This window comes from Rhodococcus gannanensis, from assembly GCF_042681175.1.
Classification (GTDB): domain Bacteria; phylum Actinomycetota; class Actinomycetes; order Mycobacteriales; family Mycobacteriaceae; genus Rhodococcus_G; species Rhodococcus_G gannanensis.
Map to the genome: position 1 here is coordinate 111380 of NZ_JBHUFB010000013.1, position 20964 is coordinate 132343.

Below are 20964 nucleotides of genomic sequence, written 5' to 3' on the forward strand. Positions count from 1 at the left end.
ACACGGCGTGCAATGCTGCGCACGATTCGCGAGCCGGCATCCCGGCTCGTCGCGACGCGTGTGCAAAGGACGGTCTCCCTGTGACGGTGTACTCCCTGCCTGCCGACTCCCCCGCTGCCGGCCATGCGGACACTCGTAGCCGGCGAGCGGCACGCACACTGTTCGCCCTCCTGACCGCACTCCTCGTGATTCCGGCTCCGCTGGCCGCCGCCGGATCTCTCGATGCGGGCAGCGCAGACCTGATCGGCGCCACCGGGTCTCTCGCACCGAGTGGGCTCGAACGAGCCGAGAACCCGGACTGGATGGGAGGTCTTCCCGACGACGTCGGACTGTCCGAACTGTCGCTGCCGGGAACACACGACACAATGGCCGTCCGGGCGTCGGTGTTCGCCGAAACCCAGGACGTCGACCTGCCCACACAGTTGCGGGCCGGTGTCCGGGCGGTGGACATCCGCACCCGGCACTTCCGGGACGCCTACCCGATCCACCACGGACTCGAGTACCTGAACACCAACTTCACCGATGTCGTCGTGCAGCTGACCGACTTCCTTCGTGATCACCCCACCGAGACCGTGGTGATGCGCCTGAAGGAGGAGTACACGCCCGCGGAGAACACACGCAGTTACGAGGACACGCTCCGCTGGTACCTCCACGACAACCCCGACACCGCGGCGCGACTGAGCGAACACCTGTGGTCGGCGGACGGAAACCGCTTCCCCACCCTCGGTGAGGTGCGCGGGAAGATCGTCGTGATCCAGGGATTCGACGGGGCCGAGACGTACGGGCCCCGCTGGGGCAACGCGGGTATGGACATCCAGGACACCTACGAACTCACCGATCTGCGCGACGTGGATCGCAAGTGGGACCTCGTGCGCGCCCAGTTCGACCGCGCGGCTGCCGGCGACCCGCAGACGTTCTTCGTCAATCACCTCAGTGCCACCGGCAACCCTGTCGCACTGGTGTCGGGAACCGTCCCCGTGACCGTTGCCCGGGGCGTCCCCGGCACGATCGGGATACTCGCCCGCGCGGAAGAGCACCTCGCAGCGAACCCGACAGGCCGCACCGGAGCCGTGATGGCCGACTACCCGACCCCGGAACTCGTCGACGAGCTCGTCGCCCGGAACTTCCGCTGACCGTGGCTGCGCCGTCACAGCCCTTCCGCCGGGGGCAACGTGACACCGAGGTCCGCCGCGACGTCCCGGCCGGTTTCGGCGAGCTCGACGAGTGCGGTGGGAGGCAACCCCTGACCGAGTGCCCGGTCGAGCAGGCCCGCGAGCCGGTGACCGGGGTCCGCGCAGCGCGCGGCTCCGAGCGCCACTCCGGCGAGCGGGCCGTTCCCCCGGACGTATGCGCTGAACCCCAGCAGCGCGGACGGCTCGGCTCTCGCGCGGCCCGGTAGGGCGCGCGCGAGCACGGTCCACACCTGTTCGGCGGCATCGGCGGCGACCGTCACGGCCAGGCCGAGGACGGCGTCGCGCACCCGGACCCGCTCGAGCGCGACGGACACCGTGACGATCTCGTCGTCGGTGAGCCTGCCGGTCGACTCCATCGCCGCGACGCGAAGCAGGACGCGTTCGAGCAGTTCCCGATCGCCGACGCCACCGGACGTCGGGTGCCGGGCGACCGCCAACCGCCGTCCCAGTTCACGCCGACGCCGGTCCGGCAACGGGTGGAGGATGCGGGACAGTTCGTCGCGGGACCCGAGTATCGGACGGCCGCGAAGAACCTGGGCGAGCGCCACTCTCGACGCCGTCGGATCCGGCAGGGACCCGCCGCGGAGGTCCCCGGCGAGGCCCCACCAGGGTTGTCCGGCAACGATGTCCGTCGTCGCGTGCGCGGAACGAACCGGGACGCCGACGTCCTGCAGGATCGCGGCGAAGAGATCGACGAACGCAAAGCAGGTCGACGCCGCCAGTGTCGTGTCGCGGTCGTCGACGACCACCACCACGACGGCGTCCGCGCCGGAGTTCGCGCAGACCACGGCGATCTGTTCGAGACCGAACCGGTCGTCCGCGGCGACGACACCGTCGGGAAGGTCCTGCCTCATGACGCACTGCACGGTCGTCGGGCTGCCGCCCAGGCAGATCGCGACGAGCGATCGGCGTGGCCGGAACCCGAGCAGTGCGGGAAGTGCGGCGATGAGTTCGCCCGGTTCGCTGATCCGCACAGGCGACGGTCCGCCGGGAAGTGGATTCGGTTGTGTGGTTGTCATGCCGGGAACCGTCCCCGACGGATCCGACCCGGTCCCGGCCCGCGACGGCGCCCGGTCCGCGGCCTGTGGACGGGTGTCGGTGCTCGTCCACAGGCGCCGTCGCGGGGTTTACTTCTGCGCCGCCGTGACCTTCTGGACCGCCTCGGTGAACAACTGGTCCAACGCCGCCGAGTCCGGGGCCTCGTCGCCGAACGACATGTGTGTGGCGGAGATTCGCACGTCGTCGACCTGCGCGACCAGGCGCAGCATCGACTGGGTGACCGTCTGATCGGCGTTGCCTGAGGTGACCGTCTGTCGCAGCGCCATCGTGTCGTCGGCGTTCAGCGGTGGCGCCGGAAGCATCGTCGTGGTGACGGTCGCGGTGGCGCCGTTCCGCGTGGTGGTCACCTCGGGGCACTCGGCCAGTTCGGACTCGCGCACGTCCAGGGTCCTGTCCACCCGCGCCAGTTCGACGGAGATGGTCGTCCGGGCGGCGTTGTCGGTGCCGACGATCAACGCGGCCGCGTCCGGCCCGAACGTCTGAGGCGGAGGCTTGCAGCCGGCCGGATCGACCGACGCCCCGGCGGGGATGCCGTCGAGGTCTGCTGTCGCCTGTTCGACCGCGTTGTCGGGCAGGACCAGCGCCTCGTAGCGTGCCGGGAAGTCCTCGGGAGACAGCAGCATCGACGCGAGCGGGGCCTCGATCGTCCCCGTCACCGCTCCGTCCTCGGTCGTCCCGCCCGTACCGGGTCCGGAGGTGCCGGGCAGGGCCGCGCCCGCCTGCCCGGCGGGCTCAGCCACCCCGGACACGTCCGACGAACACCCGGCGAGGGCGAGGGTCACGGCGGCCGATGCGGCCATCAGGATGCGGCGTCTCAACGAAGTTCCTCCCGAGTCACGTGGGGCTTGCACCCCAACTCTGCCAGGTGGCGGCCGCATGCACCCTCGACCGACGCGGCGCGTCGACCCGTGAGCGGGAATGTCGTGACCTCCGGTCACGTTGAACGCAGACGTGAGGTGGGACCCCGACCGGGGTGGCGCACACCCTGGACCGGTAAGGGACACTGGTCACAACGAAAACGCGAAAGGGTTGGGCGATGAACGAGCAGTCGGGCATGTACGAGCTGGAGTTTCCGGCACCGCAGGTGTCCGCCGACGACGGCCGGGGCCCCGTGCTGGTGCACGGACTGGAGGGGTACTCGGACGCCGGGCATGCCGTGAAGCTCGCCACCACGCACCTGCGGGAGAGCCTCGAAACCGAGCTGGTCGCCTCGTTCGCGGTCGACGAGTTGATCGACTACCGCTCGCGGCGCCCGACGATGACGTTCAAGTCGAACCAGTTCACCGACTACGACACCCCCGAACTGAACCTCTATGCACTCAAGGACACGACGGGTACGCCGTTCCTGCTGCTGGCCGGCATGGAACCGGACCTGAAGTGGGAGCGCTTCACCACCGCGGTGCGGCTCCTCGCCGAACAGCTGGGAGTGCGCCGCACCATCGGGTTGAACTCGATCCCCATGGCGGTGCCGCACACCCGCCCGCTCGGCGTCACGGCGCACTCCGCGAACCCGGACCTGGTCGGCGAGAACGAGGGCTGGCCGGGCGACCTGCGCATTCCCGGCAGCGCCTCGTCGTTGCTGGAGCTCCGCATGTCGCAGCACGGGCACGAGTCGATGGGCTACTCGGTGCACGTCCCGCACTATCTGGCGCAGGCCGACTACCCGGCCGCAGCCGAGACCCTCCTGGAGCGGGTCGGCGAGGTCGCGGATCTGGACCTCCCGCTGGCGGCGCTCGGGCAGGCCGCCGCCAGGGTGCGTGAGCAGGTGGACGCGCAGGTCAACGGCAACGACGAGGTCGAATCCGTGGTCCGTGCGCTGGAGCAGCAGTACGACACCTACGTCACCGCGCAGGAGCGGCAGTCCAGCCTGCTCGCAACCGAGAGCGAACTGCCCAGCGGTGACGAGCTGGGCGCCGAGTTCGAGCGCTTCCTCGCCGAGCTGGGCGACGCGGACGGCGACGACGACGCGGGTTCCGGAGCCGGCGAGCGAGGGGTGTGAATCCGTTTTACAGTTATCCGGCGCGCCCGGGACTTCATCTATACGATCGTCCAGATCACAGCTCGGCATGGTCGGTCCGGTAGTCACCGGACCGACGAACGACAGGAGTGACTCATGGGCGGAGACCGACCCCGCGTACTGCGGACCGTGCCCGACACCGAACCGCGCCTCGAGTTCCGGACCGTGCACGGCTACCGCAGGGCGTTCCGGATGGCAGGCAGCGGCCCGGCACTCCTCCTGATCCACGGAATCGGTGACAACTCCGCAACCTGGAACGAGGTCATTCCCCACCTGGCGAAGAACTTCACCGTCATCGCCCCCGACCTGCTCGGGCACGGGCGCTCCGACAAGCCGCGCGCCGACTACTCCATCGCCGCGTACGCGAACGGTATGCGGGATCTGCTCACCGTGCTGGGCATCGACCGCGTCACCGTCGTCGGGCATTCGCTCGGCGGCGGGGTGGCGCTGCAGTTCTCGTACCAGTTTCCGCAGATGATCGAGCGGCTGATCGTCGTCGCCCCCGGCGGTGTCACGAAGGACGTGAATCCGGCCCTGCGGTTCGCCGCGCTGCCGATCGCGAACGAGGCACTGCGCCTGCTTCGGGTTCCCGGTGTCGTCGATCTCGTCGGCGGACTGGGGCTGATCGCGGACCGCCTGTACAAGGGACCGTTCAAGTCCCTCGACATCTTCCACGACTCGCCGGACCTGGTGCGCGTGCTCCGAGACCTGCCCGACCCGACGGCCCGGGAGGCGTTCCTCCGCACGTTGCGCGCCGTCGTCGACTGGCGGGGCCAGGTCGTCACCATGCTCGACCGATGTTATCTGACCGCCGACCTACCGGTTCAGATCATCTGGGGCGACCGCGACGCCGTCATTCCGGTCAGCCACGCGCACCTCGCGCATTCCGCACTCCCCCACTCGCGTCTCGACATCTTCGAGGGCAGCGGCCACTTCCCGTTCCACGACGATCCCCTCCGATTCCTTCGTGTGGTCGAGGAGTTCGTCGCCACCACCCGGGCCCACGAGTTCAATCCCGACCGCTGGCGGCAGATGCTCATGGGCGGCGTCGGGGAATCACAGATCAGCGGCCCCAGCGCCACCCGGGAAGCCGTGCTGGACGCGATGGGCGCCGACGAGCGCAGCGCAACCTGAGTCGGTTCGTCCCTCTCGCATAGCCTGTATCGGTGCTCCTCTCCGAACTGGTTCCCGACAACCCCGACGCCGACACCCTCTTCGATGCCTTCGCCGGCTGGGCGTCCGACCGCGGCCTGACGTTGTATCCGGCGCAGGAGGAGTCGCTCATCGAGATCGTGTCGGGAGCGAACGTCGTCCTGTCGACTCCGACGGGATCGGGGAAGTCCCTGGTCGCGATCGGCGCCCACTTCGCTGCGCTGGCCGACGGTCGCCGCACGTTCTACACGGCGCCGATCAAGGCTCTGGTGAGCGAGAAGTTCTTCGCGTTGTGCGAGGTGTTCGGCGCCGAGAACGTCGGCATGATGACCGGCGACGCGTCGGTGAACTCCCAGGCGCCGATCGTGTGCGCGACCGCCGAGATCGTCGCGAACCTGGCGCTGCGCCAGGGCGCCGACTCCGATATCGGCCAGGTGGTGATGGACGAGTTCCACTACTACTCCGAACCGGATCGTGGCTGGGCCTGGCAGGTCCCGCTCATCGAACTCCCCAACGCCCAGTTCCTCCTGATGTCCGCGACGCTCGGCGACGTGTCGTTCTTCCGGGACGACCTGACGCGTCGCACCGGCCGCCCCACCACCGTGGTCGGTGGCACGGAACGACCTGTGCCGCTGACCTTCTCGTACGCGAAGACCCCGATCGGCGAAACGATCGAGGAACTGGTGACCACACACCAGGCACCCGTGTACGTCGTGCACTTCACCCAGGCCGCCGCGCTCGAACGCGCGCAGGCGCTGACGAGCGTCAACATGTGCAGCAAGGAGGAGAAGGCCGCGATCGCCGACGCGATCGGCGCCTTCCGCTTCACCACCGGCTTCGGCAAGACCCTGTCCCGGCTGGTCCGGCACGGTATCGGCGTTCACCACGCGGGAATGCTGCCCAAGTACCGCCGACTCGTCGAACGGCTCGCACAGGACGGCCTGCTCAAGGTCATCTGTGGCACCGACACCCTCGGCGTCGGCATCAACGTCCCGATCCGTACCGTGCTGATGACCGGGCTGACCAAGTTCGACGGGACCCGCACCCGGCACCTGCGGGCCCGCGAGTTCCACCAGATCGCCGGACGGGCCGGCCGCGCCGGGTTCGACACCATGGGCACGGTCGTGGTGCAGGCGCCCGAGCACGAGATCGAGAACCACCGTCTCGTCCAGAAGGCGGGCGACGACCCGAAGAAGCTCAAGAAGATTCAACGCAAGAAGCCGCCGGAGGGATTCGTCTCCTGGGGCGAGCCGACGTTCGACCGGCTCGTCGCCGCGGCACCGGAGCAGCTCACCTCCCGCTTCCGGGTGTCGAATTCGATGCTGCTCAACGTGATCGCACGCCCTGGGAACTGCTTCACCGCGATGCGGCATCTGCTCGAGGACAACCACGAGCCCCGCCCGCAGCAGCGCAAGCACATTCGCCGGTCGATCGCCCTCTACCGCGGTCTGTTGCAGGCGGGCATCGTCGAGCAGCTCGACGAGCCGGACGAGAACGGGTCGTGGGCGCGGCTGACGATGGACCTGCAACGCGACTTCGCCCTGAACCAACCACTGTCACCGTTCGCGCTGGCCGCGATCGAACTCCTCGACGAGGACGCGGTCACCTACGCACTGGACGTGATCTCGGTGATCGAGTCGACCCTCGACGATCCGCGGCAGATCCTGATGGCCCAGCAGCACGCGGCGCGCGGCGAAGCGGTGCAGCAGATGAAGGCCGACGGGATCGAGTACGAGGAGCGGATGGAACTCCTCGAGGACGTCACCTGGCCCAAGCCGCTCGAGGATCTGCTGTATCCGGCGTTCGAGACGTATCGCGGTGGGCACCCGTGGGTGTCGGAGTTCGCGCTGTCCCCCAAGTCGGTGGTGCGGGACATGATCGAGAAGGCGATGACCTTCGCCGAACTCGTCAGTCACTACGGCCTCGCCCGTTCCGAGGGTCTGGTGCTGCGCTACCTCGCAGACGCGTATCGCGCTCTGCGGCAGACGGTCCCGGACTCCGCCCGCACCGAGGAACTCGAGGACGTCATCGAGTGGCTCGGCGAGCTCATCCGACAGGTCGACTCGTCGCTGCTCGACGAATGGGAGCAGCTGACCAACCCGGGAGTCGAGTCCGACGACCAGCAGGTCGCGTTCGGCGCCGACGTCCCGCGGCCGGTGTCCGCGAACGTCCGGGCGTTCACGGTGATGATCCGCAACGCCATGTTCAAGCGTGTCGAGCTGGCGTCGCGGCGGCGGTGGGAGACGTTGGCCCAACTCGGCGACGGCCTCGAGGCCGACGACTGGGCGGACCTGATGGAGCTGTACTTCGACGAGTACGACGAGATCGGCACCGGGCCCGACGCCCGCGGCCCGCAACTGTTCACGGTGTCGCGGGAGGCGGAGCTGTGGCGGGTCCGGCAAACCCTCGCCGACCCGAACGGCGACCACGGCTGGGCACTGGTCGGCGAAGTCAACCTCGCCGAATCCGATGCCGCGGGCGAGGTCGTGTTCGACGAGTTCGAGGTGATCGAGGGGTGACGATGCCGTCCGTGTCAGGAGCGGCGACGGCGTCCGCGTCCCGCACCTCGTATCCGCCCCATCCGCCGAAGCGCGTTCCGCTCCTCGGCGACGTGCTGGGGCTCGACCCGGTCAAGCCGATGCAGAAGACCGCGCGGATGCTCGCCCAACTCGGCCCGATCTACCAGCGCCGCATTCTCGGCCTGCGGCTGACCTTCGTGGGCGGCGCGGCGCTCGCCGCTGAGGTGAACGACGACGCGGTGTGGCGCAAGGCGGTCGCCCGTCCGCTACAGAAGCTGCGCCCCATCGTCGCCGACGGATTGTTCACCGCGTACGACGACGAGCCGAACTGGGCGAAGGCCCATGCGATCCTCGCGCCCGCGTTCACCCAGGCGTCGATGCGGTCGTATCACGACACGATGCTCGGCGTCGTGGACGAGATGTGCACGGCGTGGGACGACACCCCGGGCGAACTCGACGTCGCGGCGGAGATGACCAAGCTGACGTTGGAGACGATCGGCCGCTGCGGCTTCGGATACCGGTTCGGGTCCTTCGACAGCGGCGAGCTCGATCCGTTCGTCCAGGCAATGAGCAGCGCCCTCGGCTACGTGCAGAAGCAGGGCATCCCCGTTCCGGGCAGGACGCTGTACGACCGCGTCACCGGGCGTGCCCGCGAGCATCGCCGCGACATCGACCACATGTTCACGGTCGTCGACGACGTGATCGCGGACCGGCGGTCCGCTCCGCACCAGGATCCCCGCGACCTTCTCGACCTGATGCTCGCGACCGCCGATCCGGACACCGGCGAGCGACTCGATCCGGTGAACGTCCGCAACCAGATCCTGACGTTCCTCGTCGCCGGGCACGAAACCAGTTCGTCCGCACTGGCTTTCGCGCTGTATCTGCTGTCGAGCCACCCCGGCGAGGAGGAGAAGGCGCGAGGCGAGGTCGATGCGCTCTGGGCCGGCGTCCCGACCGTCGGTTTCGAGCAGGTCGCGAAGCTACGCACGGTGCGCCGGGTCCTCGACGAGACCCTGCGGCTGTGGCCGACGGCACCAGGTTATTTCCGGGAGGCGAAGCACGACACCGTGCTCGGCGGTCGGTATCCGATCCGCGCGGGCCAGATGGTGATGGTGGTGTTGCAGGGAGTCCACACCGATCCCGCGGTGTGGGGCGAGGACGCCGACGAGTTCCGCCCGGACCGTTTCCTGCCGGAGGAGGTGCGGGCCCGGCCCGGGCATGCGTACAAGCCGTTCGGCACCGGCATTCGGGCCTGCATCGGCCGCCAGTTCGCGTATCACGAGATGATCCTGGCCCTCGCGACGATCCTGCACCGCTACCGCATCACCATCGATTCCGCACCGACACTCGACGTGCGGGAACAGTTGACGTTCAAGCCCACCGGATTGCGGATGACGGTCACGCGGCGCTGAGTCCGATTCCGCGGTGACGCCACGACGAGGTGTCACCGCGCGCGAACGAGGTCGGTGTCACGGCGAGCACGACGTGCCCGGGTCGCTCACCGCGGCCCGTAACCACCGCTCGGCCCGTAGTCACCGGTCGGTCCGTAATCGCCATCAGGTCCGTAATCGCCATCGGGTCCGTAGTCGCCGTCGGGTCCGTACGTTCCGGTGGGGCCGTACGTCCCGGTCGGGCCGTAGCCCCCGCCGGTTCCGTAGGCGCCGCCGGTTCCGTCCATCGGCGCCGACCCCGCGACCCGCGTCGTCGTGGTCGCGCCCCACGTCGGCTGGGGCAGCTGGTCCATCGTCGGCTGCGGTCGCCCTGAGGTCGTCCCGACCGTCCCGGTCTCCGGCAACAACCCGGACAGTGCCCCGGCGATCACGAGGTCCGCGACGAACTCGTCACCGACCTGTTCGCCCTGGACGACCGCTGCGTCACCGATCTCGAGGTTCTCGAACTCGTCGCCCTGCAGGGTGACGATGCGGGTGGTCGCGCTCGTGCCGACGGTGACCTTGGTGCCGTCCTCCGCCTCGAGCACGAACGTGTCGCCGGCGATGGTGTCGACGGTCCCCGACGCGGCGAGGAAGAGCCCGGGGCCTGGAGCGGGTGCCGCCACGGTGGTTGTCGGCACGACCGTTGTCGCGGCGACCGGAACCGGCGCCGGTGCACTGGTCGTCCCGCTCGATCCGGCGACATAGCCGCCCGCCGCGCCGATCGCCAGGGCGACAACGGAGGCGCTCACCGCGACTACGCGGCCCCGCACCGACCTCTGCGGCTCCGCCGGGGGCTCGGGTTCGGGCTCGGGTTCCGCTTGGGGTTCCGGTTCGGGCTCGAGTTGCACACGAGGAATCACAACGGTCGGGTCGGAACTCATGTCGTACGGATGGGACACCGGTCGAGCCTCCTCGTGACAGTGACAGCGCGCGGAACTGTCCGGATGCTCCCCCGGACATCGAACAGCCCATCGCGCCCCCCGCGACGGGCGTTACCCACTCAGTCCTGTGGGTGCATGATCGGCTTGGCGCCCCGCTGCTTGCGGTTCGACGCCTCCCGCTTGGCGGTCTGCTGCTCGCGGATTCGCTTCTCGTCCTTCTTCACCTCGACGAGACTGGCCCGCTCGGCGACCAGCCAGTCGGGCTGATCCGCGAGGAGCGCGTCGATCTGCTCGGTCGTGAGCGCCTCGGTGACGCCACCGCGCGCGAGTCCGGCGATGGACACGCCGAGCTTGTCGGCGACGACGTTCTTCGGGTGCGGACCGTTGGCGCGCAGGTCCTGCAACCACTGCGGCGGATCGGTGCGCAGCGCGGCGAGTTCGTCGCGGGTGATGACGCCGTCGCGGAACTCGTCGGGCGTCGCTTCGAGATACACGTCCAGCTTCTTCGCGGCCGTCGCCGGCTTCATCGTCTGGGGTGTCTTCTGCGCACTCATGTGCTCAGCGTATCGACCGGTAGCCTGACTGCATGACCGAGCCCGCGCCCACGACGTTCCGGCTCGCCTACGTTCCCGGGGTGACCCCGGCGAAATGGGTGCGGATCTGGGGTGAGCGCAGGCCCGACGTCCGTCTCGAACTGGTCCCCGTGACCGCCGGCGAGTCGGCCGATCTGCTCCGTGCCGGCGGCGCCGACGCGGGGCTGGTGCGGTTGCCGATCGAGCGCGACGGCCTGAGCGTCATCGCGCTGTACGAGGAGACACCCGTCGTCGTGGTCCCCAAGGACCACGTGATCACCGCCGCCGACGAGGTGGCGACAGCCGACCTCGCGGACGAGATCGTCCTGCATCCCCACGACGACACCCTGGAATGGCAGTCGCGGCCGGGTACCGCGGCTCAGCATCGGCCCGACACGACCGGGGACGCGATCGAGCTGGTCGCGGCGGGAGTCGGAGTGCTCGTCGTCCCGCAGTCGCTGGCGCGTCTGCACCATCGCAAGGACCTCACCTACCGAACCGTCTCCGACGCACCGACCTCCCCCGTCGCCCTGTCCTGGCCGGCCGGGACGACAACCGATCTGGTGGAGGAGTTCGTCGGGATCGTGCGTGGTCGCAGCGCGAACAGCTCACGCGGTCCCGGCGGCGACGAACCCGCACCCAAGCGAACCGCCTCGCAGAAGGCCGCCGCGAAACGTGCCGCCCGCGAAGCCGCGGGCAAGGTGCCGCCGCAACGGTCCGGCAAGGGAGGCAAGGGCCGCTCAGCCCCCAAACGCGGTCGACGCTGACGGTTCGAACTGCTCGGCGAGCAGGCGACGCTTGGCGAGTGGCGTCACCCCGAACCATCGACGACAGCTGCGGGTGAGCGCGCTCTGCTCCGAGTAGCCGAGTTGCTGAGCCACCGCGGACAGCGGCACGTCCCGTTTGGACAGCAGCGTCAGTGCCACTTCCCGGCGGATGTCGTCCACCATCGACTCGAAGGTTCGCCCCGTCTCGGAAAGCCGACGCTGCAGGGCCCGGGGATGCAGCATCATCAGTTCGGCGACGGCGGAGAGTGTTGCGGCACCGGCGGGTAGGGCGCGGGTGATCACCACCGACACCTCGTCACTGAAGGCGACCTCCGGATTCCTGCCCGCCATGTATCGAACCGCCAGGTCGTATGCCAGCGGGTCCACCGACGGCAGCTTTCGGTCGAGGACACCGCGCGGCATCACCATGAGATTGCGATCCGCACCGAATTCGACAGGACACTCGAAACAGTCGGTGTAGACGTGCATTTCGGAGATCTGTTGATGCTGAAACGTCATCCTCCGGGGCCTGAAGTCGGGACCGGCCAGCGCCCGAAACGTACCGAGCGTCACCCCGAGCGCCAATTCGACCACGTGCGCGCGGAACGGAAGGCGGTGCAGCACGGTGGTGAACTCGTAGGCCGCCTCGGCGTCGCCGACGGTCAGACGGGTCGACAGCGCCGGACTGTATACGTGCGCGAACTCCGCCACCCCTCGCACCGCGGCGCCGACCGTGTCCGCGTTGCGGGCGACGATCGCCACGGGACCGAGGATGTCCGGGTCCTGGCGCCTGGCCAGTCGTAGCCCGAAGTCCGGAACCCGCATCTCTTCGGCGCAGGTTCCGATCAGGGCGGCCAGCGCACTGAACGGAACGAAACGGTCGTAGGCGCCCACGATCTCCGGGTCGATGCCGAGCCGGTCGAGGACGGCCTGAGGGTCCCCGCCGAGTTCGCGAATCAGTTCGGGCGCGTGACTGAGCGACGACGCGCAGATCAGATCCGCCATGTGTCCAAAAGTAAAAAAGTGGTCGTGTGATGTCAATAGTTCGAGCGCGCACCCCGTGACGATGGACACATACGGGTAAGGCCCGCATCGCGAGACTCAACGAGGAGTTCTGATGACGACACACACCGAGCGCACCGCGCTCTTCATCGACGGCGAGTGGCGAACGCCGTCCACCGGCGACGTCATCCCGGTCGTGTCCCCACTGACCGAGCAGCGGATCGGATCTGTGCCTGCGTCGACACACACCGATGTCGATGCAGCGGTGGCCGCGGCCCGCGCCGCACGTCGCCGCCCCGAGTGGGCCGGTCTCGCCCCCACGGAACGCGCCACGCTCCTGCGCCGGTTCGCGGACGCCCTGGAGAAGCGAGCCGAGGAGCGGGCGGCCACCGTCACGAGCGAGAACGGCATGCCGATCCTGTTGGCGCGCTTCGCCGAAGGCGATGCTCCCGTCCAGCTGCTGCGCTACTACGCCGGACTGGTCGAGTCGACACCTGTCGAGGAGCGCCGCACCAGCCAGCCGATCCCCGGCACCACCGTCGTCCGTCGCGAGCCGGTCGGTGTCGTCGCTGCGATCGCACCGTGGAACTTCCCCGCCGTGCTCTCGATGTTCAAGGTCGCGCCCGCCCTTGCCGCCGGGTGCACCGTCGTCCTCAAGCCGTCGCCCGAGACGACGCTGGACTCCTACCTGCTCGCCGAGGCCGCAGCCGAGGCCGGCCTGCCCGCGGGCGTACTCAACATCGTCACCGGCGGCGCGGAGATCGGCCAGTACCTCGTTGCCCACCCGGGCGTCGACAAGGTCGCGTTCACCGGCTCGACACCGGCCGGACGGCACATCGGCCGCGTGTGCGGGGAACTGCTTCGCCCGGCCACCCTCGAACTCGGCGGCAAGTCCGCCGCGCTGGTTCTCGACGACGCCGACCTCGACGCGACGGTCGCCGGACTCGCCACCGCATCGCTGCTCAACACCGGGCAGACCTGCTACATGTCTACTCGAATTCTGTTGCCGCACAGCAGGTACTCCGAGTTCCGTGACGCGATCACCGAGATGGCGGCGGGCCTGCCGGTCGGCGACCCGATGGACGAGACGACCGTCGTGGGGCCGCTCGTGAGTGCGCGTCAGCGCGACCGCGTGCTGTCCCTCATCGAGCAGGGCCGGGCGGAGGGCGGCACGGTCACCACCGGCGGTGGCCGCCCCGCAGACCGGGACACCGGGTACTTCGTCGCGCCGACGGTGTTCGCCGACGTCGACAACGCGGCGACCATTGCGCGCCAGGAGATCTTCGGGCCGGTCCTGACCCTGCTCCCCTACACCGACGTGGATGAGGCCGTCGCCGTGGCCAACGACTCCGAGTACGGACTCGGCGGCACGGTGTGGACCACCGACGACAACCGCGGACTGGACGTCGCGCGGCGGGTCGAGACAGGTTCGTTCGGCGTGAACACCTTCAACCTCGACTGGGGTTCGCCGTTCGGCGGTGTGAAGGCCAGCGGGGTCGGTCGCGAACTCGGGCCCGAAGGCCTCGCCGCGTACCAGAACCTCAAGTCCATCTTCCTCACCGCCTGACCGACCAGGAGTCACATTCCATGTCCACCACAGGAGTCGCGGCGTCCCGTGCGCTGGCCGCGAACACGCTGAGCATCATCGAGACCTTCGGACCCGACGACTGGGCCGCCGACACGGCCTGCCACGGCTGGCGGGTCCACGACCTGATCACCCACATGGGGTTCTTCTTCAACTTCATCGCCGATTCGACCCTGGTTCTGCCCGACAACCCGAGCGGGAAGTCCGAGCGACTCAACGACGCAGCCGTGCGCGAACGCGCCGACTGGACCGCGGATCAGGTGGTCGAGTATTACCGCGCGCAGTCCGAAGCAGGCCTGGCGACCCTGGAAGCCCTGCAGGGCCCCGACTTCACCGACGCCACGGTCGACATGCTCGACCTCGGCACGTACCGGCTCGCCGCACTGGCCGACGCCGTCGCGTTCGACCACCTGGTGCACCTGACGTGCGACCTGCTCGCGCCGCGCGGCCCGATCGCCGGCGGGGACGTCGACGTGGCCGCCGCGATCGACCCTGCCGTCGACTGGATGATCGCCGGACTTCCCCAGATGTGCCGCGTTGCACTGCATCCCACGCTCACCGAACCGATCGGACTGCGACTGACCGGCACCACCGAACGCACCTTCGTCCTCGATCGCGGCGTGGACGACACCGTCGTCGTCACCGAGACGGGCCACCTGCCCGCGGACGTCGCGACGACGAACGCCGTCGACTTCCTCTCCTGGGCCACCACCCGGACCGCATGGCGGTCCGCTGTGACGGTGACCGGGGACCGGACGCTGGTGTCCGCGGTCCTCGACGCCGTCGACGTCGTCTGACGTCCGGCCGACACGGACGTCGGACGAACTCCCCTCATCCCCCTCACGAAAGGCAACACATGTCGCAGTACCTGAAGGACAAGGTCATCGTCGTCACCGGGGCCGGAAGCGGTTTCGGCAAGCTCATCTCCGAGAAGTGCGCCGCTGCGGGCGCGAAGATCGTCGGCGTCGACATCAGCGGCGAACGGCTGGTCGAGGTGTTCGACGGCATCCGAGCCGCCGGGCACGAAGGCACCCACCACACCGCCGACGTCACCGACATGGGCCAGGTGAAAGCCGCGATTGCGCACGCCGTCGACACCTACGGTGCCGTGGACGTCCTCGTCAACAACGCCGGCGTAATGCCGCTGGCCTACTTCGCCGACCACGAGCGCGCCTGGGAGAAGTGGCACAAGGCGATCGACATCAACATCAAGGGTGTCGTGAACGGCATCTCGGCCGTGTACGACCGGATGATCGAGCAGGGCCGCGGCCAGGTCGTCAACATCTCGTCGATCTACGGGAACGCGGGCATCGAAGGATCCGGCGTGTACAGCGCCACCAAGGCGGCCGTCACGACGATCTCGGACTCCCTGCGGATCGAGGCCAAGGGCAAGATCAAGGTCACCACCGTCAAGCCGACCGGCATCACCGGCACCGACCTGGCCAGCTGGATCGTCAACGACACCGCCATCATGGGCCTGGTCGGGCAGCGAGCACCGCAGTACGCCGAGACCGTCGCCAACCTGACCAACGGCACGCTGCCGCCCGAGCAGACGGACGTGGACTCGGTGAAGTACTGGCTGATCAAGCCCGATGACCTCGCCGACGCCGTCGTTCACGTCATCGACCAGCCGTGGGGCATCAGCCTCAGCGACGTCACCGTCCGCGCCAGCGGCGAGGACTACATCTACTAGGCGCTACCCGCTCGTGCGCGGTTTGTGGGTCCAGGGGCCCACAAACCGCGCACGAGCGCCGAAGGCGCCTACACCGACAGGATCATCGCGATGCCCTGGCCACCGCCGCCGCACAGGGCTGCGGCGCCCGTGCCGCCGCCTGCGGCCTTGAGCGAGTGCGCGAGGGACAGGGCGATGCGGGCGCCGGACATGCCGACCGGGTGCCCGACCGCGATCGCTCCGCCGTGGATGTTGACCTTCTCGGGGTCCACACCGAGCTGACGCACCGACGCCAGCGCGACACCGGCGAACGCCTCGTTGATCTCGAGCAGGTCGAGGTCGGCGACGGCGATCTCACCGTCCCGCTTCACGGCCTCCTCGATCGCGTTCGCGGGCTGGTGCAGCAGCGAGGTGTCGGGACCGGCGACGAGGGCGTGCGACCGGATCTCGGCGAGCCACTCGATGCCGCGGGCCTCGGCGAGGTCCTTGCGCATCACCACGACGGCGGCGGCGCCGTCGGAGAGCTGGGACGCCGCGCCCGCGGTGATGGTGCCGTCCTTCGCGAACGCCGGACGCAGCTTCCCGAGGGACTCCACCGTGGTCTCGGCGCGGATGCCCTCGTCAGCGGAGACGGTGACGGTGCCCTTGCGGGAGGTGATCTCGACCGGCGCGATCTCGGCCGCGAACGCACCCGACTCGGTCGCGGCAGCGGCGAGGCGGTGCGAGCGGGCCGCGAACTCGTCCTGCTGCTCGCGGGTGATGGCCTCGGCCTCCGAGCCCTGGTACTTCTCGGTGGACGCGCCCATCGAGACGCCGTCGAACGCACACACGAGCGCGTCGCGGTCGAGGGCGTCCTCGAAGTTGGTGGAGCCGTACTTGAGGCCCGTGCGCGCGCCCCGGACCAGGTACGGCGCGTTGGTCATCGACTCCATGCCACCCGCGACGACGACGTCCGCGGCACCGGTCGCGATCAGGCGATCGGCCTGCATGATCGCCTCGAGGCCGGACAGGCAGAGGTTGTTGACGGTGGTCGCCGGAACCGTCATCGGCAGCCCCGCCGCGACCGCTGCCTGACGCGCAGGGTTGGGGCCGACACCGGCCTGGACGACGGTGCCCATCACGACGGCGTCGACACCGTCGGTGCCGACACCGGCACGCTCGATGGCGGCGGCGATGGCGCGACCGCCCAGGTCCGCCGCGGTCAGGGACGCCAGCGCGCCGGACAGCTTGCCGATCGGGGTGCGGGCCCCCGCCACGATGACACTGGTGCTCACGATCACTCCTCACCACCCGCGCCTGTGGGCGGGAACGTACGAATTGTCACGGTCGGTACGGCACTCGGTGCCGAACAGTGGACATCCTCGCATTTCCGGTACCCCAGCCCTACATCGCTGCCGGTCCTCGCCCGGACGACCGACTCAGTCGTGCACGTGCGCGCCCTCGGGTGCGATCGTTCGGATCACCTCGGCGAGGCGCTCGTAGGCGTCGCCGCGTCCGCTCGACGCGCGGAACACCACACCGATGGTCCGACCCGGTGCCGGTGCTGCGAATCGGGCGGTGGCGAGATCACCGCGGGCGGCTTCCACCTCGACAGCGGACTCGGGTACCAGGGTGACGCCGAGCCCGCCGGACACGCACTGCACGACCGTCGACAGCGACGTCGCGCGGGTGTCGCCCGCGAGCGGGTGCGCGTCGACGGAACGGCACAGGTCGAGGGTCTGGTCGCGCAGGCAGTGCCCCTCGTCGAGGAGCAGCAGCGGAAGGTCGTCCAACGCGGCGGGAGTCAGGTTCGAGCGACCCGCGAGTTCGTGGTCGCGGGGCACCACCATCACGAAGTCCTCTGTGTACAGGGGAATCTCGACGGTTCCCGACATGTCCGAGGGCAACGCCAGCACTGCGACGTCCAGCGAGCCGCCGCGGAGCGCCGCCAGCAGCCGTGCGGTCTGGTCCTCGACGACGTGCGGCACCACCGCGGGGAGCTCCGCCCTGATCACGGGCAGTAGCGCGGGCAGAAGGTAGGGCGCGACCGTGGGTATCAGACCTATCCGCAGCGGCCCGGCCAGCGCCTGGCCGATTCCGGCGGCGGCGGTGACGAAGCCGTCCGCACCCTCGACGATCTGCTTGGCCTGGGCGAGGAGAACCGTTCCGGCCGCGGTGACGAGGACGCGACGGGTGCTGCGCTCGATCAGCTGCACACCGAGGCCGGATTCGAGCGCGGCGAGCGCCTGCGACAGCGTCGGCTGACTGACCCCGAGACGCGTTGCCGCCGTACCGAAATGGCGGTACTCGGCGACGGCGACGAAGGCGCGGAGCTGAGCAAGGGTCGGCTGCCAACTCTGATCGGACACGCCTATGAGTTTACCGCTGTTCATCGTCGATTCCTGTTGACGAGGCCACCACCCCACGCCGGCGAGGACCGTCGCCGAAACGAGGCGCGACCTCCACCCGGACGGCACCCGGTGAGCGGTATCGTTCGACGATGGGCATTCAGGTAGACGTCGTCAGGGTGTTCACCGATCCCGATGGGCGCCACGGCAATCCGCTCGGAATCGTCGACGCGAGCGAGGTCGCGCCGCCGGACAGGCAGCGGATCGCCACCACGCTCGGCTACAGCGAAACCGTGTTCGTCGACATACCCGACCCCGGCGCGACCACGGCATCCGCACAGATATTCACCCCCGCCGCCGAACTCCCCTTCGCCGGACATCCCACCGTGGGCCTGGCGTGGTGGCTCGGCGACCGCGGACTCCCGGTGGAGACGCTCGCCGTGCCCGCGGGCGACGTCGCGACACACACGACCGGCGCCGACACCTGGGTTCGGGCGAAACCCGACTGGGCACCCGAGTTCACGCTGCACTGTCAACCCGACACCGCAGCCGTGGCCGCCGTCGCCGCCGCATCATTCGACACCGGACACCACTACGTGTGGGCGTGGGCAGGCGCGGGTGCGATCCGGTCCCGCATGTTCGCGCCCGACCTCGGCGTCCCCGAGGACGAGGCCACCGGCGCCGCGGCGCTGCGCATCACCGAGCACCTGCGTCGCGACCTGCACATCACGCAGGGACGCGGATCACGCATCGTCACGCGGATCGTCTCGGACGGCTGGATCGAGGTCGGGGGGCAGGTCCGACGCGACCGCCCGGTGACCGTCTGACGACGGCCACCGGGCGGAGCGGAGCGTGACGAACGGATCAGAACGCGAGCGTCTGGCCGGGGAAGATGAGATCGATGTTGTCGACCTGCGAGGCGAGAGCCGACAGGTCGATGCCGTGATCCCGCGCGATCTGCGAGAGCGTGTCGCCCGCCTGGACGACGTAGGTGGACGCGCCGAGCGTCTGCACCTGGGGCGCCTCGGCGACCTGGGCGGCAACCTGCTGGACCGGGTCGAGAACCGGCGCCGGGGCCGGCTCGGCGACGGGCTCGGCGATGTCGGAGACACCGGAGGTCAGGTACTGACCGCACACCGGCCACGCACCGACGCCCTGGCCCGCGAGGACGTTCTCGGCGACGCGGATCTGCTCGGCCTTGCTGGCGTTGTGTGCGGACCCGGAGCCGCCGTAGGCCTGCCAGGTGCTCTGCGAGAACTGCAGACCGCCGTAGTAGCCGTTGCCGGTGTTGATGGACCAGTTGCCGCCGCTCTCGCACTGCGCGACGCCGTCCCAGTTGTGGGTGGCGGCGGAGGCGGTGCCTGCGCTCAGTCCCATCGGGACGGCGGCGAGGGCAGCGGTGGCGGCGACGGCGCCGAGGGCGCGCTTGGGGGTGAAGCTGGACATACGGGGAAATCCTCTCCTTGCCGCCGGCGGTCCGATTCGAACGCCTGGCGGCGGTTCGAGATCTGTCCGTCCCACTCCTGTCCCGGGGAATGTGTGACGTCCGGCCCGCGGGACAGGATCTAGCGGTAGCGGGTCGGCGTTGGTCCGGTTGTCTCGGACCGGAAACGACCGTAAGCGATCATCACGAACAGATCACGACATGCGTGTCGTACGACGGCACGACACAATTGCTGATATAGAACGCGATCGCCGCTGTACAGCGTAATGATTGATCGTTGAACCAACCGGCCGGTTCCTTCGAGAAGTGTGACGACCGACACCACGAAAAGGTGGCGGGGGTCACTCGGTTCCCGTGGTGCGTGACGTCAGAACATGATCACGTCACGCCCGAGGCGAGCGTCCCGCTGCCAGATCGTCGTCGTTCAGCAGGACCGCGATCTCGTCCCCCAGACGGACGCCGTCGGTCAGCGGCAGCCGATCGCCGCTCCAGAACTTGCCGGGGTCGTACCAGTTGGTCTTCCGCCGCCCGGTGAGCAGTCCCATCGCCTCGTAGGTCTGCGCGACCACCTCCGCGCAGTACGCGCTCTCGATCCCCGCAGCCTTCTCCTCCTGCCGCCTGCGTACAGCGGGGAGCCGTCCACCGAACCACCGTGAGGCCAGTTTCACGGTCGAGGGGAAGGGCGCGCCGTTGAGCCGCGCGATCGTCCGCAGCAGCTCGTCCTCCTGCTCGCGGGTGACGGGCGACTCGAGCTGCCGCAGCCAGCCACGCTGCCCGTACTTCGCTCCCCACACCTGCACCGCGGAACGGAGATCGTGCAGCTGCACACCGCGCTGGTACCTGCCGGTCCACATGTCCTGGAGCGAGTGTCCCAACTCCGCGTGCCACATCAGGGGCGGCATGTCGTCGAGGACCACCGACATGCCGACATGGTTGACGGGACTGTTCGTCAGCGTCTGGATGGCGCGGTCGGCGCCGGAATGGCCCCGGAAGATCCAGATGTCGCCGGTGCGGGTGGCGTCGACCGCCACGTCGAGGGTGACCTGCGATTCGTGCATGCGCCGACTCATGCCCCTAGGTTAGAGCGATGCCGGTCAATGCCAGGTCTCTGTGGAAGCTCGTCGGACTCGCAGGCGTCGTGGGAGTTGCCGCGACGGGGGCGCTGACCGTCCGAGCGGAACGCAAGCGCCGGGCATACACACCGGACGAGGTGCGCGCGCAGCTGCACACCAGGTACGCGCAGGCCGCCGCGGACGCCGATGCCCGACCCAAGGTCGAACTCGCGCCGGTCCGTCGACGGCTCCGCGACCGCCTCCGCAAACGCTGACGCACTGCCCACCG

20 protein-coding genes are annotated in these 20964 nt (G+C 69.2%); 11 read left to right on the forward strand and 9 right to left on the reverse strand.

All coding sequences use genetic code 11. The features are described 5' to 3' along the window. The first annotated feature begins 80 nt into the window (after positions 1-80). Positions 81-1133 (forward strand): phosphatidylinositol-specific phospholipase C, encoded by a 1053-nt coding sequence (locus tag ACFSJG_RS17740; protein WP_378486559.1) that lies wholly within the window; start codon positions 81-83, stop codon positions 1131-1133. A 14-nt stretch (positions 1134-1147) separates the two neighbouring features. Here the strand turns inward: ACFSJG_RS17740 and ACFSJG_RS17745 are convergent, their stop codons facing one another. Then, positions 1148-2212 (reverse strand): DUF4192 domain-containing protein, encoded by a 1065-nt coding sequence (locus ACFSJG_RS17745; protein ID WP_378486560.1) that lies wholly within the window; start codon positions 2210-2212, stop codon positions 1148-1150. Positions 2213-2320: 108 nt separating this feature from the next. After that, positions 2321-3052, reverse strand: coding sequence for a sensor domain-containing protein (locus ACFSJG_RS17750; protein ID WP_378486855.1), 732 nt, complete (start codon positions 3050-3052; stop codon positions 2321-2323). 236 nt (positions 3053-3288) lie between these two features. Between ACFSJG_RS17750 and ACFSJG_RS17755 the strand changes: the two genes are divergently transcribed. The 4 genes from ACFSJG_RS17755 to ACFSJG_RS17770 all read left to right on the forward strand — a co-directional run bounded on the left by ACFSJG_RS17755 (position 3289) and on the right by ACFSJG_RS17770 (position 9352). Continuing rightward, positions 3289-4251: a proteasome assembly chaperone family protein gene (locus ACFSJG_RS17755; protein ID WP_378486561.1), complete on the forward strand. Its 963-nt coding sequence runs from the start codon at positions 3289-3291 to the stop codon at positions 4249-4251. Positions 4252-4365: 114 nt separating this feature from the next. Next, on the forward strand, positions 4366-5403 hold the full coding sequence (locus ACFSJG_RS17760; protein WP_378486562.1) for an alpha/beta fold hydrolase: 1038 nt from the start codon (positions 4366-4368) through the stop codon (positions 5401-5403). Positions 5404-5435: 32 nt separating this feature from the next. After that, positions 5436-7940, forward strand: coding sequence for a DEAD/DEAH box helicase (locus ACFSJG_RS17765; protein ID WP_378486563.1), 2505 nt, complete (start codon positions 5436-5438; stop codon positions 7938-7940). Positions 7941-7942: 2 nt separating this feature from the next. Then, a complete protein-coding gene (locus ACFSJG_RS17770) occupies positions 7943-9352 on the forward strand; it encodes a cytochrome P450 (protein WP_378486564.1) in 1410 nt (469 codons plus the stop codon). 86 nt (positions 9353-9438) lie between these two features. On the opposite strand, the gene ACFSJG_RS17775 is transcribed toward ACFSJG_RS17770, so the two are convergent. Both ACFSJG_RS17775 and ACFSJG_RS17780 read right to left on the reverse strand, forming a co-directional pair. Further along, positions 9439-10122 (reverse strand): hypothetical protein, encoded by a 684-nt coding sequence (locus ACFSJG_RS17775; RefSeq protein WP_378486565.1) that lies wholly within the window; start codon positions 10120-10122, stop codon positions 9439-9441. A 251-nt stretch (positions 10123-10373) separates the two neighbouring features. Continuing rightward, complete coding sequence (locus tag ACFSJG_RS17780) at positions 10374-10808, reverse strand: DUF5997 family protein (protein WP_378486566.1); 435 nt, start codon at positions 10806-10808, stop codon at positions 10374-10376. A 32-nt stretch (positions 10809-10840) separates the two neighbouring features. Between ACFSJG_RS17780 and ACFSJG_RS17785 the strand changes: the two genes are divergently transcribed. Continuing rightward, positions 10841-11593 (forward strand): LysR substrate-binding domain-containing protein, encoded by a 753-nt coding sequence (locus ACFSJG_RS17785; RefSeq protein WP_378486567.1) that lies wholly within the window; start codon positions 10841-10843, stop codon positions 11591-11593. Here the strand turns inward: ACFSJG_RS17785 and ACFSJG_RS17790 are convergent. Further along, positions 11567-12598, reverse strand: a complete 1032-nt coding sequence (locus ACFSJG_RS17790) for an AraC family transcriptional regulator (RefSeq protein ID WP_378486568.1) — start codon at positions 12596-12598, stop codon at positions 11567-11569. The two genes, ACFSJG_RS17785 and ACFSJG_RS17790, sit on opposite strands and share 27 nt — an antisense overlap. 112 nt (positions 12599-12710) lie before the next feature. Here ACFSJG_RS17790 and ACFSJG_RS17795 point away from each other — a divergent pair, with 112 nt between their 5' ends. From ACFSJG_RS17795 to ACFSJG_RS17805, 3 genes are read left to right on the forward strand one after another with little or no spacing between them, the layout of a single operon-like run. Next, entirely contained in the window at positions 12711-14162 is a 1452-nt protein-coding gene (locus ACFSJG_RS17795; RefSeq protein WP_378486569.1) for an aldehyde dehydrogenase, read from the forward strand. Between the two features lie 20 nt (positions 14163-14182). Further along, a complete protein-coding gene (locus ACFSJG_RS17800; protein ID WP_378486570.1) occupies positions 14183-14977 on the forward strand; it encodes a maleylpyruvate isomerase N-terminal domain-containing protein in 795 nt (264 codons plus the stop codon). A 59-nt stretch (positions 14978-15036) separates the two neighbouring features. Then, positions 15037-15873: an SDR family oxidoreductase gene (locus ACFSJG_RS17805; protein ID WP_378486571.1), complete on the forward strand. Its 837-nt coding sequence runs from the start codon at positions 15037-15039 to the stop codon at positions 15871-15873. 68 nt (positions 15874-15941) lie between these two features. On the opposite strand, the gene ACFSJG_RS17810 is transcribed toward ACFSJG_RS17805, so the two are convergent. Beyond that, positions 15942-17126, reverse strand: coding sequence for an acetyl-CoA C-acyltransferase (locus tag ACFSJG_RS17810; RefSeq protein ID WP_378486572.1), 1185 nt, complete (start codon positions 17124-17126; stop codon positions 15942-15944). 144 nt (positions 17127-17270) lie between these two features. Next, positions 17271-18200, reverse strand: a complete 930-nt coding sequence (locus tag ACFSJG_RS17815) for a hydrogen peroxide-inducible genes activator (protein WP_378486573.1) — start codon at positions 18198-18200, stop codon at positions 17271-17273. A gap of 131 nt (positions 18201-18331) precedes the next feature. On the opposite strand from ACFSJG_RS17815, the gene ACFSJG_RS17820 reads away from it, so the two are divergent. After that, a complete protein-coding gene (locus ACFSJG_RS17820) occupies positions 18332-19006 on the forward strand; it encodes a PhzF family phenazine biosynthesis protein (protein WP_378486574.1) in 675 nt (224 codons plus the stop codon). A gap of 37 nt (positions 19007-19043) precedes the next feature. Here the strand turns inward: ACFSJG_RS17820 and ACFSJG_RS17825 are convergent, their stop codons facing one another. Continuing rightward, positions 19044-19625 carry a transglycosylase family protein gene (locus tag ACFSJG_RS17825; protein WP_378486575.1) on the reverse strand — a complete coding sequence of 194 codons (582 nt, stop codon included), beginning with the start codon at positions 19623-19625 and terminating at the stop codon, positions 19044-19046. Between the two features lie 381 nt (positions 19626-20006). Continuing rightward, a complete protein-coding gene (locus tag ACFSJG_RS17830) occupies positions 20007-20693 on the reverse strand; it encodes a hypothetical protein (protein ID WP_378486576.1) in 687 nt (228 codons plus the stop codon). 17 nt (positions 20694-20710) lie between these two features. Here ACFSJG_RS17830 and ACFSJG_RS17835 point away from each other — a divergent pair, with 17 nt between their 5' ends. Continuing rightward, the gene (locus ACFSJG_RS17835; protein WP_378486577.1) at positions 20711-20950 is read left to right on the forward strand and encodes a hypothetical protein; all 240 of its coding nucleotides are present in this window, start codon (positions 20711-20713) and stop codon (positions 20948-20950) included. Positions 20951-20964: the final 14 nt, after the last annotated feature.